At 39.0% G+C, this 17,411-nt stretch carries 14 protein-coding genes and 2 pseudogenes; 1 reads left to right on the forward strand and 15 read right to left on the reverse strand.

Annotation, left to right across the window (positions count from 1 at the left end):
- Positions 1-342: 342 nt before the first annotated feature.
- The 15 genes and pseudogenes from KA717_17645 to KA717_17715 all read right to left on the reverse strand — a co-directional run bounded on the left by KA717_17645 (position 343) and on the right by KA717_17715 (position 16,774).
- Positions 343-1,758, reverse strand: coding sequence for a hypothetical protein (locus KA717_17645; GenBank protein UXE64166.1), 1,416 nt, complete (start codon positions 1,756-1,758; stop codon positions 343-345).
- A 12-nt stretch (positions 1,759-1,770) separates the two neighbouring features.
- A complete protein-coding gene (locus tag KA717_17650; GenBank protein UXE64167.1) occupies positions 1,771-5,112 on the reverse strand; it encodes a hypothetical protein in 3,342 nt (1,113 codons plus the stop codon).
- A gap of 519 nt (positions 5,113-5,631) precedes the next feature.
- Positions 5,632-6,195 carry a Uma2 family endonuclease gene (locus tag KA717_17655; GenBank protein UXE64168.1) on the reverse strand — a complete coding sequence of 188 codons (564 nt, stop codon included), beginning with the start codon at positions 6,193-6,195 and terminating at the stop codon, positions 5,632-5,634.
- A gap of 34 nt (positions 6,196-6,229) precedes the next feature.
- Positions 6,230-7,729, reverse strand: coding sequence for a hypothetical protein (locus KA717_17660; GenBank protein UXE64169.1), 1,500 nt, complete (start codon positions 7,727-7,729; stop codon positions 6,230-6,232).
- 5 nt (positions 7,730-7,734) lie between these two features.
- Positions 7,735-8,229: a hypothetical protein gene (locus tag KA717_17665; GenBank protein ID UXE64170.1), complete on the reverse strand. Its 495-nt coding sequence runs from the start codon at positions 8,227-8,229 to the stop codon at positions 7,735-7,737.
- Positions 8,230-8,404: 175 nt separating this feature from the next.
- On the reverse strand, positions 8,405-9,667 hold the full coding sequence (locus KA717_17670; GenBank protein UXE64171.1) for a hypothetical protein: 1,263 nt from the start codon (positions 9,665-9,667) through the stop codon (positions 8,405-8,407).
- Between the two features lie 344 nt (positions 9,668-10,011).
- Entirely contained in the window at positions 10,012-11,121 is a 1,110-nt protein-coding gene (locus KA717_17675; GenBank protein UXE64172.1) for a hypothetical protein, read from the reverse strand.
- 38 nt (positions 11,122-11,159) lie between these two features.
- A complete protein-coding gene (locus KA717_17680) occupies positions 11,160-11,804 on the reverse strand; it encodes a Uma2 family endonuclease (protein UXE64173.1) in 645 nt (214 codons plus the stop codon).
- A gap of 131 nt (positions 11,805-11,935) precedes the next feature.
- The gene (locus tag KA717_17685; protein ID UXE64174.1) at positions 11,936-12,577 is read right to left on the reverse strand and encodes a Uma2 family endonuclease; all 642 of its coding nucleotides are present in this window, start codon (positions 12,575-12,577) and stop codon (positions 11,936-11,938) included.
- Between the two features lie 92 nt (positions 12,578-12,669).
- Entirely contained in the window at positions 12,670-13,335 is a 666-nt protein-coding gene (locus tag KA717_17690) for a neutral zinc metallopeptidase (GenBank protein UXE64175.1), read from the reverse strand.
- A gap of 265 nt (positions 13,336-13,600) precedes the next feature.
- Positions 13,601-13,810: a hypothetical protein gene (locus tag KA717_17695; GenBank protein ID UXE64176.1), complete on the reverse strand. Its 210-nt coding sequence runs from the start codon at positions 13,808-13,810 to the stop codon at positions 13,601-13,603.
- 149 nt (positions 13,811-13,959) lie between these two features.
- Positions 13,960-14,598 carry an ISAs1 family transposase gene (locus KA717_17700; protein UXE64177.1) on the reverse strand — a complete coding sequence of 213 codons (639 nt, stop codon included), beginning with the start codon at positions 14,596-14,598 and terminating at the stop codon, positions 13,960-13,962.
- Positions 14,599-14,648: 50 nt separating this feature from the next.
- Positions 14,649-15,930: pseudogene (locus KA717_17705) on the reverse strand (ISKra4 family transposase).
- 55 nt (positions 15,931-15,985) lie between these two features.
- A complete protein-coding gene (locus KA717_17710) occupies positions 15,986-16,246 on the reverse strand; it encodes a hypothetical protein (protein UXE64178.1) in 261 nt (86 codons plus the stop codon).
- 51 nt (positions 16,247-16,297) lie between these two features.
- Positions 16,298-16,774: pseudogene (locus KA717_17715) on the reverse strand (ISAs1 family transposase).
- 235 nt (positions 16,775-17,009) lie between these two features.
- On the opposite strand from KA717_17715, the gene KA717_17720 reads away from it, so the two are divergent.
- Entirely contained in the window at positions 17,010-17,225 is a 216-nt protein-coding gene (locus tag KA717_17720) for a type II toxin-antitoxin system HicB family antitoxin (protein ID UXE64179.1), read from the forward strand.
- The last annotated feature ends 186 nt before the right edge of the window (positions 17,226-17,411 follow it).

The raw sequence follows: 17,411 nt of genomic DNA on the forward strand, positions 1-17,411 counted from the left end.
AATTCGTAAAAAATGACAAAAAAATTCAATCATTTGTCCTATGCCCTTCAAGATCCTGTAGCTCAGTACATAACTTGATTTTCTGGGAAAAAGGGCTACACTTCCTATCTAGGATAAGTTAGATTTCACTTAGCTAAATCATTATTTTTACTCTAAAAACCTGCCGGAAATTTTTTAAGTACAAATTATGTGCTGAATGTGGGTTATAACATCATCGGGAACAGGGTTGATCACAGGTTTTGATGACAGAGTTGCTGGCTTTGATGGTAATGGTAGAAGAAGACTGTAGCCAGGTTTAAAAGAGTAATCCCCCAGAAACAGTGCTAACTTTTTATTTTTTCATTACTGCCGAAACTCTCCAGGTTCAGCAACTTGCCAAACTCCTGTCATGATTTCTATAAGCTTGGCAGGGCGTACTAATTGAGACTTAATCAAACTGTTTGTATTTAGAACAGTGAAAATTCCAGCGTTTTTCCTTAAGTAATCAGTAGTAACAAGGTTATTGAAACTTCTCTCAAAGGAAGATGAAAGAATATTGGGAATCAACCATTGATTATTATCTAACTCGACCTGAAGAAAAGCAGGACTAGAATTGTCTGGAGAAATTTCAAACTGTAAAGTCCGACGCATATTTCGACCAACTGAACTTTCGACGGATGCCTTGGTTAAACTAAGAAACCGATGTTTGCTATTCTCAAAGTAGTTAGTGTTTCTACTATTAAACTGCTCAACTAACTCAGTCCACTCTGCTTGTTGATTAAGTTCTTGTTGATTAAGTTCTTGTTGATTAAGTTCTTGTTGATTAAGTTCTTGTTGATTAAGTTCTTGTTGATTAAGTTCTTGAGATGTTGATGGAAATAACGATAATTGAGATTCGATAGGTTTTACTGGTATTATTTCTTCATTTTTATCTGTACCTTTTTTTAAAATTTTAACAATTTTTAAAAATTCTTCCTTAACCAAAGCAGATAAATCTTGAATTGAATAATGGATAATTGAAATATCATTACCAAACCGATTTAATTTTGTTGAGAAAGTATTGATTTTATCTGGCAAGTCCTGCAATGTTTGATCAGATTTCTTTTTCTCATCGCGTATTATATCTGATAATTCCCTCAATGTTTGATCAGATTTCTTTTTCTCATCACGTATAACTCTTCTCTGCTTTTCATTAGCTACAACAAATACAATGGCTAGAACTAATCCACCGATAATGATTACAGTTTGAATTATTTGAAACAATAATAACTTCTGAAGACTATCCTCTACTAGAGAGTATTTGGGAAAATCTAGAAGATTCTTTTTGGAAATCCAAAAATACGTTGCCTGTTTATTTCCTGATAAAAGACGAGGAAACTTTTCTTTGAGAGCTTGAGTTAATTCAACTTGATATTTACATTTATCTTGATCTTGAGAACCCAAATTAGTTTGCTCGATTCTAGCATTTGGATCCAAAATCCGAAAACCATACCCATTTTGCAAATTTGATGAATCAACTGTTAGTGATCCTCCCGTAGAAATATTTAATTCTAATTGATTATTGTTCGCTTTTTTCAGGAAGACTCTATCCAAAGCAATGGGACAATCAACGGCTGCTTTTGCCTGAAGCTGAAAAGCAATGCAAAAAGTAGGAGTTAGCAACAGCAAAACCAGATGATTCCCACAAAAATTTTTACCAAGAAAAAACTTAAACATTGAAGTTTGGTAATATGGCAGAAATGGAATATCCTTTGTTAGAAAAGCCCATAATTTTTTCATTGATCATTTTCCTCAATTTGCAGTTTTAGACCATTGATCAGCAAGAACGCCAATAAAACACCGTAGAGTCAACAAGAAGGCTGGTTCAGGTTCAAACTCAGCAATGGGTCCGTGCTTTTTAATACAGGCATCCCTGACTGAATCTGTTAAAAGACGTTTGATAGAATCTTTCATTTGAAATAATCCCCCCTGATGAAAATCACGCAGTTGGTCAATTTCTTCAATACTTTCATCAGCAATAATCTTGTTAAAGTTGCTAATATAGTTTTCTAATTCCGTAAAAGAGGTAATACGAAAATCATCAATGGTTTGCCAAGTATCTAATAGCATTAAACGATCTTCTGGTGCAAAATCTTTCCCATTAATTGTGCAACTTTCTCCCCAAAAAGGATAATCCTTCTGTTTTTGCGATAATCCCTTTAGTTTAGTAGTACTGGGCAAAACGGAAAGTCCTCCACAGGCTTCCTCCTTTGGTTTTGTGGAAAGGGTCATTAAGTCAGGATAAGGTTGCAATCCAGATGATTTTACTAATATCCCTCTCAAGAGGTCGTTAATTTCTGAATTAGCAGTGTATCGTCCACTGGGACTTAACCAGTTCAGAAAACGCGCACCATTTCCTCCCACTAAAATTGAGGTGACATTTTCAGTTTGAAGTAATAACTTCTCGCTCGGGTGTTGTAAGTATTTATGTAACAAACCAAGGTAATGGTAAAGTCCGCCCCAAGCCAAAGCAACTAGGGTACGAAACTCTCGATTGCGAGGCTTGTTGGAACTCATTACATAACCGTCAGTCAGAATCTCGTTAGCATTAGCTCTCAAATACAAATCCAATGCCGAGTTGAAATTACTAACGGTTTTAAATTCCGAGCGAAAATCGTCGCTATCTTGGACTGACAAGCCAAAAATATCACCTACAAAAGCTAAATTATCCCTTAAAATACGATGAAACATATTGCGTCCAGCATAGGGAACAGAAGCCTGGTGGACCAAAGTGTTTTCCTGCCAAATAGAAATATCTGAGGTTCCTCCTCCTATATCTACGCAGGTAGTATGCACCAAGTTCTTGTTTAAAATATCAGCAAAAAATTGGGCAAAAGCAATACTTTCTGTTCTTAAACCTTGAACGGCGGGATTTTCACTTTCCGTACCTTGGGAGTAGGATTTCCCATTAATGCGATGAGTTTGTTCTGAGAGTTCACTTAATGACTTTAATAAATTTTGCCAAGTTCGCTCATAAAGATTCAGTTTCATCAACGAAAAAGCAGAAGGATAAGATACAACCCAATCAATCGTGTTAACTCCCTCAATTGAGGCTTGGGCCACGATTAATCTTAGTAACTGCCCTAAAAAGGGGCGTTGATACTCGACTTGTTGCCACTTAATATTAGTCTTGATGTAATCCTTGTTAAAATCATACTGCTCTTGTGGAAAATAGGTACGAGCATGGCTAATTAGATCGGGAATCTTGCCCTGAATTTCTTGCCATCCTCTGGTTGTCAAAATACTAGACAACGGAGGATTTTCTCCCCTTGGTAAAAACACATCTGGAATAAAAAATTCCTGGTAGATGAGAGCAGTTTGACTCTCTTCCAATCCACCCTTAGCAATCCGTAAAAGATGCGATCGCAGGTTAATACGATCAGCTTTTCCATTACCTTCACGAACATAAATATTAGTAAAAGACGTGCCAAAATCAACACCAACCGTCCAACTTCCTGCACCACCAGCTTGAATTTTAGGGATAGTCAGAGGTAAAAATCCTAAAAATTGCTTATCTCGATTGATGGCGGACAGTATGCTAGGATAACGCTCACATTTCCAGTATTGAAATTTTTCCTGCCCCGATTCACGAATCTCTTGGGTTGCTTTCTCTGTCGGTTGTTCAATGCTAAAGGCAAGACCTCCCAAATCTTCCGTAACATCAACAAAAACAAAATACTCACGCCATCTATTGGGAGGGATATTCGGCCAAAGAGATAGTTCTGGAAAAGCCAGGAGCATCTCATTTTCGGCCTTGAGGGGGAAATCCTTATAAACCTGATAATCAACTGTTTTTTTGTCAAAACCCGATAATTGAAGACCCAATGTCACCCGTACCCCTGGCCCTTCAGGAGCATTGCAAGAAGTCAACTGAACATTTTTTTCCAAATCTTCGCTACTAAAGTAGTCTTTAAGAATAGGATTCAACGGCAACAAAATCGTAAGATTGTCTAAATTTAACTTTTTATCTAGCCATGTACCAGGCAACAACCCCTTTATTCTTGCGTAGAACAAATTTTCTGTAAACAATTCTGCATCTGTTAAAAACAAAGCATCACTACGACCATGTAAATCACGATTAAAATTAGCTAAAGAAGAAGAATCAATAACAGTAATTTCCCTCGCATCCCGTCCCATTAAGGCAGGCAATTTAATCGGATCAAAAAGATACAATTGTCTGGCGGGTTTTAATCCTGCGGAAACCTTGACCATAACGTTGGACTCTTCTGTCACTCGTTCGACGGGGGCTAGAGCATCCAATGGAGAGGGTGTTAAGGGTTCTCCAAAAGGAATTGCCTTGTCACAAGGCTTAAATACATCTAGCTGACTAATGCCTAAATCAGTTCTAAACTTTTCTAACTCATTTGCGATGCTTCCTGCTAAGTCTATATTCACAGGATTTCTCATTAATTCAGTGCGTAAATTGTTAAGCCAGGAGGCTAATAAGGGCTTTTGAGTTGTATTTAAGCCATTGGCAATGGGATCAACAAAGAAGCCATTTCTAACCCAGGGTATTCGTCTTTCTATGTCTATTTTTAGATAACCAACAGGAACAACCAAGGTGGCTGGACTGGTAAAGCCAATAACGTTCTCTCCCAACTCAAAGAGAAAAAGCTGAGACCAAGAACCACTTGGGGGAATCATGCTCAGAGCAGTGTAGTCATCGCTAGGTTTTAATTTTCCTAAACAACGCCCAAATTCAATTTTTTTGTATAGGCTAGGGTCTCTTTCTTTATCAACATTTCTGTAAAACTCCAAGTCAACCCGCACCGCTTGTAACGATAACCCTAAATTTTCGGAAAGCGCGATCGCCGCTAACAAACCTCGATACTGGGCGATTAACCAGTCCCGACTAGGATAATTAGTCTCTTGTATCGCCGACATAAACTGTAATGATTTCGACCAGGGACTGGGAATCGAATTGATTTCCGTATATTTGGCCGTATCAAAATCCAAATTGTCCGCAATGTCTCTAAACAGAGACTTTTCACCTATAGTCCATTCTCCAGCCGCAACACTACTGCCAAAATTTTTCATTTTCGGCAAAAGGGGACGATATTTCAGCTTTTCCGATTTCTCTTGAGAATTTGACATAATTAATTAATCGCTAAAATTTCATTAACAATAATCGTTGTTTCAAAAAATGGAACAGATAAGACAGCCATATTCCCTGTTTTTTGATTATAGAGACCTTCGTTAAAGGTCAAAATCGCTACAATCGCTACAATCGGTGATCGCTAATCAACAATTCAACCGTTAAGCCAGGCACGAGTATAAGGGTCTTTCCTACAGAACAAAATTTAAGGGAGACAGTTTTCACTAGCATACTAGAAAAATTGAACAATGGTTAAAATTAGGGAAGATTTTTTTACAAATCTTAAGAAAGTCTCAAAACACATCTAATAAATTTGTTCAGGATCAATACCTAAAGAGCGCAAATAGTCGGCCAAAGTGTCAGCCCGTTGTTTTTCCCGTTCGGCGATCACTTTTTCCTGTAAAACTTTCGCTTTTGCCCTTAAGTTAGGCAGTTGGAATTAAATACAAAACGTGGGATGGGCATCCTGCCCGTCCACAGGCTAGAAGCTTCACGATCTAACAATTAATTAAGCCCATTTACTTAATATTAAATATCTCATTAACAATTATTTGTAAATTAGCAAACTGGTTTGAGGTGATCATATTTTCTCCTGAAAAAACTTTTTCATCATAAAGACCTTCATTGAAAGTTAACACAGTAATTTTTTGTAAGAGAGGATCAACAATCCAATATTCAGGAATCTCTAGGGCGGCATATTCCGAACGTTTATAACGATAATCCCTTTGGATAGATTCAGGACTGACAATTTCAATCGCCAACAGAGGGGGAATTTCGGAAATAGCGGATCGTTCCAAGGATTCTAATACCTGACTACGCGAAACCACGACTAAATCAACAATACGAGATTTTCGCCAACCCGTTCGGACTCCCATTTCTGGTAAACAAAATAATGGACGTTTTTCAATAGCGATCGCCTCATTAAGAATGGCTCTGAGTTTATCCGCAATTAATAAATGCCGAAAACTAGGCGGGGTCATAATCTCTAACTGGCCATCAACAAGTTCATAGCGGTTATCGGTGTTGTCATCATAGCAACAATAATCCTCGAAACTATAGGATTTAAGGGCAGTAGTAACCATTGACCTTACCTCAAATTTTGTTCACAGTATTTACCTAAAGTAAACTAAAAAGTTCATGGGCTAATCCAATCACCCCTTTACTCTTTTTACCCTGATCCGCTAACTTATTTTTGAAAGTATCCAGGCGATCGCGGGCTTTTTCTTTGGCACTTTTTTCAGGAAAATCAATAATCAGTTTACTGAGGTCTTCTCCGTAGTTGCGATCTTCTGATTCTAGGTTAAACTCTTTTAAGCGAAAAAGCTGTTCCCCTTTGGGATGGGATTGGGCAATTTGTTGCGCCCAAAGGAGAAACCCCTTTGTCCATTTGGTTAGGGTTTCTGCCTGTTTTTTTTGCTCTTCGTCACCAACTGGTGGCCATCCCGAATCGTCCTCTTTTTTGAGACTGAAAAAGAACCGAAACCAGGGCGCACCGATCGCAAATTTTTTAGCTCCCAAGGTCTGAGCCGCCACTAATTCCAAGGAAAAATTATAATACCAACTATAGGCAAACCGAACCCCTGTGCTGAGGAGCTTTTTCACCTTATCGCTGTCGGGTAAATCCTGCCAACCTAGGCGATCAGGACTGGTGACACTAATATAAGCTGCCTGGGTTTCCTTGTTAATTGGTTGTTTAAAGCCATGGTTAATCGCTAAAGCGGCATACAATTCAACAAAATGGGCCTCATTTTGCTGTTGAGTTCCGCCCGTATGGGATTTATAATTTTTTCTACTTTCATGCCCTATCACATAAACCGTATTAAAGTTTTTGTCGGAATGTTCCTTTAAATGTTGTAACGCTGCTTTAGTATTCAGCGCAAAAAGATGAGTTTCCGCAAATATATCACCATCATTCGGTTTTTCAAAACCAAAATAGGGCAGTAAAACAGAAGCGTTAAGGTGAACGTTATCGCGCAAACTATTTTTGGTTAATTGCTCGGCAATAAGTGTGGCTAAAGTCGGCACACCAGAGGCTCCCGTCCCCCCAAAAATGCTACCAAAAAGATGAATTGAAACTTCTTCACCGTTACCACGAGCATCTTGAACGTCCTTAAAAAGATCTGTCCACTGTTTTTGCCCCGATTCGCTTTCTAAAGTTTGCAATTCCAAACGTCCCATAATTGCCGAACCAATGGGAGGACGACCCCGAAAGCCTACCTTTAAATCAGCCACTTGTTCGGCGGGACTATAAAGCGCATTAAATAACTTAGCTAAAGGCGGTTCACTGCTAGTGAGGGCCTGTTTTTGGAAAATCTTACTCAGATCACTGCTGGAAGTCTCATCACGAAGAGGATTCCAAGGAGGACTGAAATGCTTAAATTTTCCTGCCATAAATTGACTTTTTTCACCTGAATAGTTATCAAAAGCCTCCCGACATTTTAAGGCATTGTCTATATTGATTCGGGTTCGATTGCCGTTACCGTTCTTATGATCAGCATCTACTAACAAAATGTTGAGACAGCTATCTCCAAAGATACCGATCGCGTGCAGAAAAGTTACTGCTTCTAAACATTTGGCTCCACTGCCACCAATACCGATCGCATAAATTCTTCTCATTGGGTTTAACCTCCATAAAGTTTGCGTAATTCAGCAGAAAAAGGGGGGACATAACGTAGAGATTTAGGGGTCGCCAGGGCTGTGGGCAACCAATAAAGAACGATCACATCCACACAGAGACAAATTAAAGAAGCAACTGCTCCTTCTACCTCTCCTAACCAGTTATTCAAGTAAGCAACTAACAAACAAGCGATCGCTCCAATCACCCCATAAAGATAGAAAAGAAACCACCACCAAAAACCATTGCCGATCACTGGTTTAGCCGCCATAAATTGAAGATTATAGGCTCTGATATACCAAAATAAAGAAGTGAGAATGCCTAATAGTAAAATTCCGTTATTGACTGGAGAAAACACCGAGTCCATCCACTCATCTCGCACTTTATTCGTCATCGAAAAGGGAACTTGTTGAAGAAGAAAAGGTTGTAGCCAACCGGCGATCACTATGCCCAGGGTCGTAATACCCACAAGACAAATAACTTCCCTCTGTCGTGTATTCATAAAAATAAACCTTCCAAAAGTTAATTAAGTTTACAATGCCAAAATCTTAACTCAAAAATGAACAATGGCGACAAATGGCAATTTTTCTTAAAGCCCTATAACAAGGGGCTTAAGCAACTTGCTCGTTAGCATTTTAGATGATTGATAGCTTACCTTGTATTATAAATTTAAGAAGCTACTTTTTGTCTTGGTCTTTATCATAGCGGGCAAAGCCTAAACAATACTTAACCGCTTCCTGGGCGGCTTCTTTTTGCTGATTGCCTTGTACCGCATTTTCTACTGAATTGCGTAGTCCTCGAATAAAGTAATCTAAATTCTGGGTTTTTGAACCTTCTGGAGCCTTGGTGTCTGTGTCCCAACCGTCCCAGGTTGCATCATCTAAAGCCCGTTTTTTCAGGGTAATCGTGATAAATTCTCCTTTCTTTTGAGAAAATTTTGTTCGGTCAAGAAGTAGGGTTAAGGCTAACTGATTACCAAGGTCTTTTACCTCTTTAATGGTGACTGCCTGGTTAGAACTTTCAAAGGATTCAGGAGTTAGTTTTTCACTCCCCGCCAAAATAACCGATTTTTGGGAGAGAAGGGTTAATTCTAAAGGTTTTCCGTTACAACTTTGTTCTAAAAATAACCATTGTTCCTGTTGATTTCCTTTCGGACGTTGACGATTAATTGATCCTGTTTGCTCAATACATTCATCAAGTTTATCGGGAACTTTGCTTTTATCCATAACCAATGCATCGCCACCCGCGATCGCAAAGGACGAGGCCCGCAGAGCTTTATTGACATCTCTACCAAAGGATTGAAAACCATCAATAATCCTATCCACTGCTGCACTAGGGCCAGTCATCAGGACATAAAAAGGTCGGCCCTCCTGATCCAAGTCTTTGTCAACGGTCTCGTAGCGGTCATCCTTCGTTTCAGGTTTGTTGTCTAGGTCGGCCTTCTTATCAGGTTCGTCTGCAATAAAAATCGCACCACTATACTGACTGCGGACTCCCAAAAGCACAGCTTTATAGTCGGGATGGGCCTTGAGTTCTTTACTAATACTGTTTACCAAGCTTTCAACGGCGGCATTGTTAGGCTCCAGATCCGTAATTAATATCCTTAATGTTTCTTGCTTGGGATTTGCATCACCAACATCATAAATTTGTTGAAGAGTGCTACCAACACAGGGAAAAGATACCGTTGACGGAGAGAATGTAGTATTTTCATTGGGGGAAACTAAATTTTTCGGACAACCAGGATAAAACTTGCCTGTTTTTGCGATCAAAAAATCTGTGGAACTCAGCTTTTGGGCTTCCACTACATTATTTTTATTGCTACCAATACGCCAAAAACGAGTCGGAATCGGTTTGTTTGTGACTAATTGATTGGCCAATAAAGTGGAAAAAGTCTCAATCGCTTGGCTATAGCGTGTATTTTTTTCTTTGACGTAACCCAACATGGAGGCGCTACCGTCAACACCGATCTCTACCTGAACATTTTTAAAGGGATCGGCCTCATCTTGACCTGATTGATCAACGCATTGCAGACTGTTATTACCGCAACCCGCAAGCAGCAACAGGAGAGTGCCACACCCCAAAGAACGCAAGCTCACAAAACTCATAAGTTTGTAAAAATTGGTATATTTACTATGATAAACAGTCTGATCAGGAAAAATCAGCGTAGGCTCCCCAATGTTTATCTATGATATAACAAAAATCGAAGATGGTACTGTGATTGTTTGTTAGCTGTGGTCTTTGCCGAATTCCTTGTTGAACCCTAGATATGTCAGGCTTGTGGCCTTCAGTCTCTCCTCTGTGCCAAGGAACCCCAATTGCCATTAAGACTTGTAACAATCCGCGAAGCATCCTCATAATTATTGGCGATCGCCCAGGTGTGGCTCGTTTCCCAATTAATTTCTACCAAATAGGGTTGGTTAGGGAGGAAAGGATGATCAGGAGCAGAACGCAATACGTTTTTGTTATGTTTACTGTGAAATTTAGCATAAATTGACGTTTCCCAGGGAATACCACGATCCCAGGCGGGAACGACTAAACAATTTGTAGCGGTAATCAGATTACAAGGAACTAACATCGGGCCTTTGTAAATAGCATAGGCCATAGGCATACAAGTATTAATAATAATACTCACAGGTGGGCCATACAGTAACTCTAATTGTTGTTGCCAACGTTGAACTGCAATGGTAGATTCTAAGCCAGCTTCACCAACGGTTTTAAGCAAATTATTAAATTTTTGATATTGATCTCTTAAGCCTTGAAGTTCTTTTTGCCATTGATATTCTAGGGGGGCTTCTCCGAATTTAATTATGCCTTTTTCTTCTAGTTGCCAACGTTGATTCGTTTTAATATTAATTAATTTAGCAGGTTCTTTTAGCATGAATTCCTGTACGCCAACTTCGGGTACTTTCCCTTCAATACTAAATAAACTTTGCAAACTTTCCAAAGCAGCAATTCTAGCAAAAGCACCAGGTCGTGGTAACAAAAATAAATGCTTTTTTCCGCGTAGTTGTAAGACCCAATAATTACCTAAAGGATTACGTTCTAAAAGTGGGCGATCGCGGTCATAATTAAGGGGAACTGTTGCACGACGACAAACGGATTCTAATATCTGAGGAAGTTCTGAATAAACTTCGATCACCCGACTCAATGGAAGGTCTAGGATTGCGTTACTTTCTTCCGTTGTAAAACCATAATTGCTAACAGGAAATGCTCCTATCCCAGGTTGACTTTCTTCTAGTTTTATTAGTCTATTTTCTAAATCTTCTAAGTCAGTTGTTAGAGTATCTTGACCATTTTTTAAGTCTGTAAACTGCTCAGTTAATTTACGAATATCTCTGAGCAAAAATTTAACGGTATCTAGGGTATTCTCATCCATTGAAGTGTTTAGCCACATTTAAAAAACAAAATTATTCTACAGTAGTTTGTAAGCATTTAATACAAAGCAATATCCTCCTCAAATTCTCGTAGAGCGACACTAGAACCTTTAAACCAAGCAAGTTCGACATATTTAGGCAATAGGGTTTTAATATCCCAATTTTTAAATAAATTACTGTGATTTTTTTCTTGATAATCATTATTTTCAAAAATATAAATTTTCAAATCACCAGGAGAATAAATCCACAGTTCGGGAATGGCTAAGGGGGTATAGGAACCAAGATTGGTAATGGAAGTAAAATCTACTTCAATCGCCAAATCAGGAGGAGGATCAACCGTCAAATTAATACGTTCTTTACCTAAAATTGCTTGACGGTTTTCGATGTAAAAACAAGTATCGGGTTCGACTCCAGCCCGTTTCAATTGTTTAAGGGTAATCGGATCAAAACATTCCCAATCCTTACCTTCAAAATGTAATAGAGCTTTAACTAAATCTCTGAGGGTATCAACTCTTTTTCCGTGACTAGCGAGGGGAGACATAAGACGAATTTCTTGGGTTTGGGCGTTGAAATAGAGTTTAGGCAAGTTCTTATCTTGACGAATAGCCAGCAGGTCTTCGTAGTCTTCCCAGGTCTGATGTCTGAGGATGATTTCACTACCAGGTTCTAGGCTTAGAGTTTCGGGACTAACGGTGATTAACATAATTTTTGATTAAGGGGATTAACATAATTTTTGATTAAGGGGCGATCGCTTTTATAATTTTAACACTTAGCTATTTAGCCCTATTTAGATAGCATAACAAACCTAGCTTATAACAGTAATATTAGCAAAAGCTACTTTAAAATATCCTCCTCAAATTCTCGTAGAGCGATGCTTGAACCTTTAAACCAGGCAATTTCGACATATTTGGGAAATAGGGTTTTAATGTCCCAATTTTTAAATAAGTTACTTTGAGCTTTTTCCTGATAATTATTATTTTCAAAAAGGTAAATTTTTAAGTCACCAGGGCAATAAATCCACAGTTCGGGAATGGCTAGGGGGGTATAGGAACCAAGATTAGTAACGGAAGTAAAATCTACCTCGATCGCCAAATCAGGAGGAGGATCAACACTCAGATTAATGCGTTCTTTACCTAAAATTGCCTGACGATTTTCAATATAAAAACAAGTATCGGGTTCAACGCCAGCCCGTTTCAATTTTTTAAGCGTGATAGGATCAAAACATTGCCAATCTTTTTTTTCAAAGCGCAATAAAGCTTTAACTAAATCTCTAAGAGTATCAACACGGTTTCCATGACTAGCGAGGGGGGACATAAGACGGATTTCTTGGGTTTGAGCATTGAAATAAAGTTTAGGCAAGTTGTTATCTTGACGAATAGTTAACAGGTCTTCGTAATCTTCCCAGGTCTGCTGTCTGAGGATAACTTCACTACCTGGCTCTAGGCTTAAGGTTTCGGGACTGACGGTGATTAACATATTCTTATAATTAAGCGGCGATCGTCTTTATTAGGATGTGTTATTAAAATTTATTTATTTTATAGGGTTGATAAACAGTCAGTTCCTGATTTTTACTCATCTTCGCGCAACAATTGATAAAGACCAAAACCGATCAGAGGTAAAAGCAGTAATAAGACTGGAATCCAAAGGACACCTTTAGCAAAGCGACGAGTTACTTTGGGGGAATTATCATCTAGGGGGGAGGACATGGTTGTCGGTTCGGGTTCTGGCGTTCTGGTTTCATGAGTGGGTTCTGGGTTTGCTGAATCTTTGAAGGCAAAGGTGCTAGAGTCTCCTGTTAATCCTAACCGAAAAGCTTCTTCGCGTTCGGCGGGTGTGCCATGATGGCCCTTATCCCAATAGTCATAGTCACCAGAGGCAAAGGCAAATTTGAGAGCTTCTTCCACATCCCCTTCTTCTAACAAATTTTTCTGTTGTGCATAGCGAGTAAAAACGCCTGCAAATTCATCGGCTTTGAGTTCTCCCTCTTTTGTAGATGGATGAATTTTGGTTTGCATCATGTAGGAATGACCATATTCGTGGGCTAAAACTGCATAGGCAGCATAATCCCCGATCGCCTGATTAGCAATTTTAAGAAGTTTAGTTTCAAGGTAAATGGTGTTATCGCCAGAACAATAGGCAGGTGTAGCAACTTCTCCGCAGGGTGTCATGGCCACACCTTCATAGACAAAAACTCTGGGTGCTTTTATATTTTTCCCATTCGGTAGGGTTTTCACAAATAAATTCAATTGTTCTTCTACATCCTTAAGGGTTTGGTAATTTTAGGCGGCTAAGGTGGGTTTGCCGAAAAAAGTGATAAGTGCGGTGATCGCTAGTATAGTCAGAATTTTCGTTTGATTGAGAGCTAGTGGTAATTTGACAAAATGCTTGGTAGTATATCTTGATTGCATGACAACCCTTGATAAGTAAGACTTTGTTAATAAATTTTAATATTGTTAATAAATTTTAATTAGAATTTGAGTATTTTAGGGAAAGTTGTATTCATCTGCGGCCCAACACAACAGAGATCACAATCGCCGCAGTTGCTGCCAAAATTAGACTAAATGCCAAATTCACAACTTGCTGAGAAGCCTTTTGATAAGTTTCGACTCTATCATTAGTCCTAGTTGTTTCTTGTTTTAAAGATTCCACATCCTCAGTTAAATGATTGATTAAAACTTTGATTTCTGCTAACTGTTCGGAGTCCGTCATTGTATCCCCAGTTATTTAAAGGTATCTGAATTATAGCAAATCGGGAGGTGATTAATCTCTCTAACTTAATGGCAAGTTGCGATCACGGCTCCTGTTTCCCAACTTTATTTCCCTTTGTATTAAAAAATCACCTTCAGGGCAAACGCATCTTATCCGAGTAAAACCTTAAGGAGATAGTCCTCGTCCCAACCAGCGCGTAGCCGTTTATTCTTGATACCAAGTTTCAGAGTATTTTCCTTTGTGAGCAAGTTAAGAGCGATATGGCGTAAGACGGCTAAATTCTCAGGAGCAAAATCCTTACGAGTGCGACAAGCATCCTCATTGAAGGCCAAGTCTAGAACCCAATGTAAAGAGTTTTCTATCAACCAATGACTACGAACAGATTGGGATAATTTTTGAGCATTACTCGGCAGGCTACTGATATAGTAGCGAGTCTCATACTCTGTTTTGTCTTTCAATCGTCTCTCCGCTTGAATCATACAGATGCTCGTCAACTTTGCCCATTTCTCCGCACCCAGCAAAAATTCTGTTTGTTCCATCGTCCAGCAACGGCGAATTTCAATCCGTCCATGTCCCTTGTCTATTGTTTGATGAAAATCATGCTTAATTCCCACAAAATTAACCGATTGAGCATGAGCAAATAATTGTTCAACATCCTCACATAAATTACCTTGATTGCCTTTCAATGCCAAAACATAATCTCCCCCTCGCCCTACTATCTGTTGGGCAATCTTTGTCTGAGTTCCCATGGCATCAATCGTTACGATACAACCTTTGACCTCTAGCATTTTCAGGAGTTTAGGAGGGTGCGACCTTTAGTTGATAAAAGCTGTTGTAATCAGGGTTCTACAGGGAACCCATATTGATCAAGTTTTGCCCAAAATTGACTCCATCGTTCCTTGGTCAATACCAAAGCTCGTAGGCTCAAAATAATTCCTGCTCCTTTTTCCTTCCATCGCATCCCTGAACAACATAATCGTTGTTTGACCAACGTCTTACAAGCTGCTTCCGTAACACCTGAACCAATCGGATACTTTTTCTCTAAGTATTCAGCATAATCCATTTGATGCTGATGATTCTCGTAATAAGTAATCGCCGCTTGTAGTTTCTCGGTAAGATTCTTAGAATGACTTTTTTCTTCTTTGACTTCTTTCATCAGATTTAGCAGTTCTCCTGCTTTTCCTTTTTCATGCTTGAGTTCTCGACAATTTTCAGTCAACCATTCTTTTTGTTTTGACACGGTATTCGGATGCAACGCTTCTGCCAAGGCACCTAAGTAACCAGAGGCATGATAGAAATCTAATATCTGTTCTTCCGTTTGCTTTTCTAAAAACTTCCAATTTGATTCTGCCCCGTCTGCTATCCCGACCAATGTTGCCTCTGGATAACGGTTTTTCGCTCGCTCAATTTCTCTTTCTAATCTTTCTAGAAAACTCTTTTTTCCATACTCTGGTGCCGCACCTAGATAGATTGTAGGTTGACGTTCGCCTTCACTATCGTATAGGGAAACGGTTCCCACCATTGCTTCACGGTAGCCATCCTCACACATCAGCATACAGGTTCCATCTAATCCTATTCCCACTGTTGCAATTTGGCTATCCTCCTTGGGCGGGGCATAACTCCACGCTTCTTCTTTTGCCTGTACCACACTTCCTACTGCTTCACTCAATCTTTGGATATAGGATAGCGCTACTTTTCTACCATGATTTTCTAATAAATCATTTTTCACCTCTTTGCCTGCCATCCCTGACATTTTTGAGGATACCTGTTTTGCCAATAATGGCGTTGATGTTATGATTATCCTTGCTTCTCTTTCTAAGGGGCAATACGTTTTTCCTCAAAGGTGAACGCTGATATACATGACGATTCACTATAACCTCACCATAAGGTGTTTGATATTCTTTCGGTTGCTCTCCCTTACTCTTCCAGATTTCTTCACCGATTTTTAAGGGTGAACCATCTGTATCTAAATATTTCAAGGCTTCTTTGCTGGCGATGCAACCTACTTCGTTTAAGCCTTTTTGAATATTTATTTCTGTATCCAACATTGAACGACTGAGTTCTAATGTTAGTTCTATTTTTATCTTTGAACCCTCTACATTAATTAGTTTTGCTGTCATCATTGTTTCCTCTTTGTCACTTTTCATCCCATGTTAACACTTTTCTTTTCCTTCATCAACTAAAGGTCACACCCGGTTGCTCTCCCTTACTCTTCCAGATTTCTTCACCGATTTTTAAGGGTGAACCATCTGTATCTAAATATTTCAAGGCTTCTTTGCTGGCGATGCAACCTACTTCGTTTAAGCCTTTTTGAATATTTATTTCTGTATCCAACATTGAACGACTGCGTTCTAATGTTAGTTCTATTTTTATCTTTGAACCCTCTACATTAATTAGTTTTGCTGTCATCATTGTTTCCTCTTTGTCACTTTTCATCTCATGTTAACACTTTTCTTTTCCTTCATCAACTAAAGGTCACACCCGTTTAGGAATCGCCGTGATTTCATTCGATTTGCTTTCCACCTTGCACTGTCCTAGTACTAGACGATTTGCTGTTGCCCATGCACTTACCATCTGAATTGCGCCCTTTCCGTTGGCATTGTCATAGGAGTGGCGAAGGGTTTTGCCGTCAATCGCTATCACTTCTCCTTCACTTACCTCCGCTATACTTTTGACCCAATGCAGAAAACAGTCTTGAAATTGCTCTGGATTCAGACTAGCAAATACACGCGCAAACGTATCGTCGGAGGGGATGCCATTCGGCAATTCCAAAATTTTTTTTAGCCATTGATGTTTAGCCTTGCCGAAACTTTCCATGGCTACCCAACCTTCTGCTCCACAAATGACGGCTAAGATGGCAATCGTTAGAATATCAATGAGTTTATGCCGTTTTGTTCGTTCGATGCGAGGGTCATCTATTTCGGCAAAGTGTTCTACCAGTCTATATTTGGGTCGGAGTTTCATCGCTTTTGTTTTCTATGCACTTTCCCTTATTTTCCCTTATCCATCCCTCTATAATGTTCTTGTATCTGTATCATTTTTAGATGCGTTCGCCCTGAAATCACCTTTTCAATTATTGTCGAAAAAGCGATCGCCATATTACAATGTCGAAAGGACTTCCCAGTTTATTCAAACAAAACGCCGAAAATGAAGGTTAAAGAGGTACTGAAAAGATTGCATCTCAATTAGGAGATTAACTATGAAAAAATACACGGTGATTTATGAAAAGGGCGAAACAAATTGGGGGGCGATCGTTCCTGATTTACCTGGATGTGTCAGTATTGGCGATACTTTGGAAGAGGTACAGGAAAATGTAAAAGAAGCAATTTCTCTTTATTTAGAGGTTTTAGCAGAACGAGGGGAAGTTTTACCTGAGCCATTGATGAGGGTTGGATCAGTGGAGGTCGCGGCTTAAAATAGAACATCAAAAATGATTAATTTCACCAACCCCTATAAAAAATCGCCTTTTCAATTATTATCGAAAAAGCGGGAACTGGTATCGTCTGATCAAAGTTGGAAAAAGTTATGGTGTAAGGCTTTGAGAAAATAGAAAAATAGTTTAAGACTAGACATCGGCTCGTTTTTATTATACTATTATTAT

The organism is Woronichinia naegeliana WA131 (genome assembly GCA_025370055.1).
Classification (GTDB): domain Bacteria; phylum Cyanobacteriota; class Cyanobacteriia; order Cyanobacteriales; family Microcystaceae; genus Woronichinia; species Woronichinia naegeliana.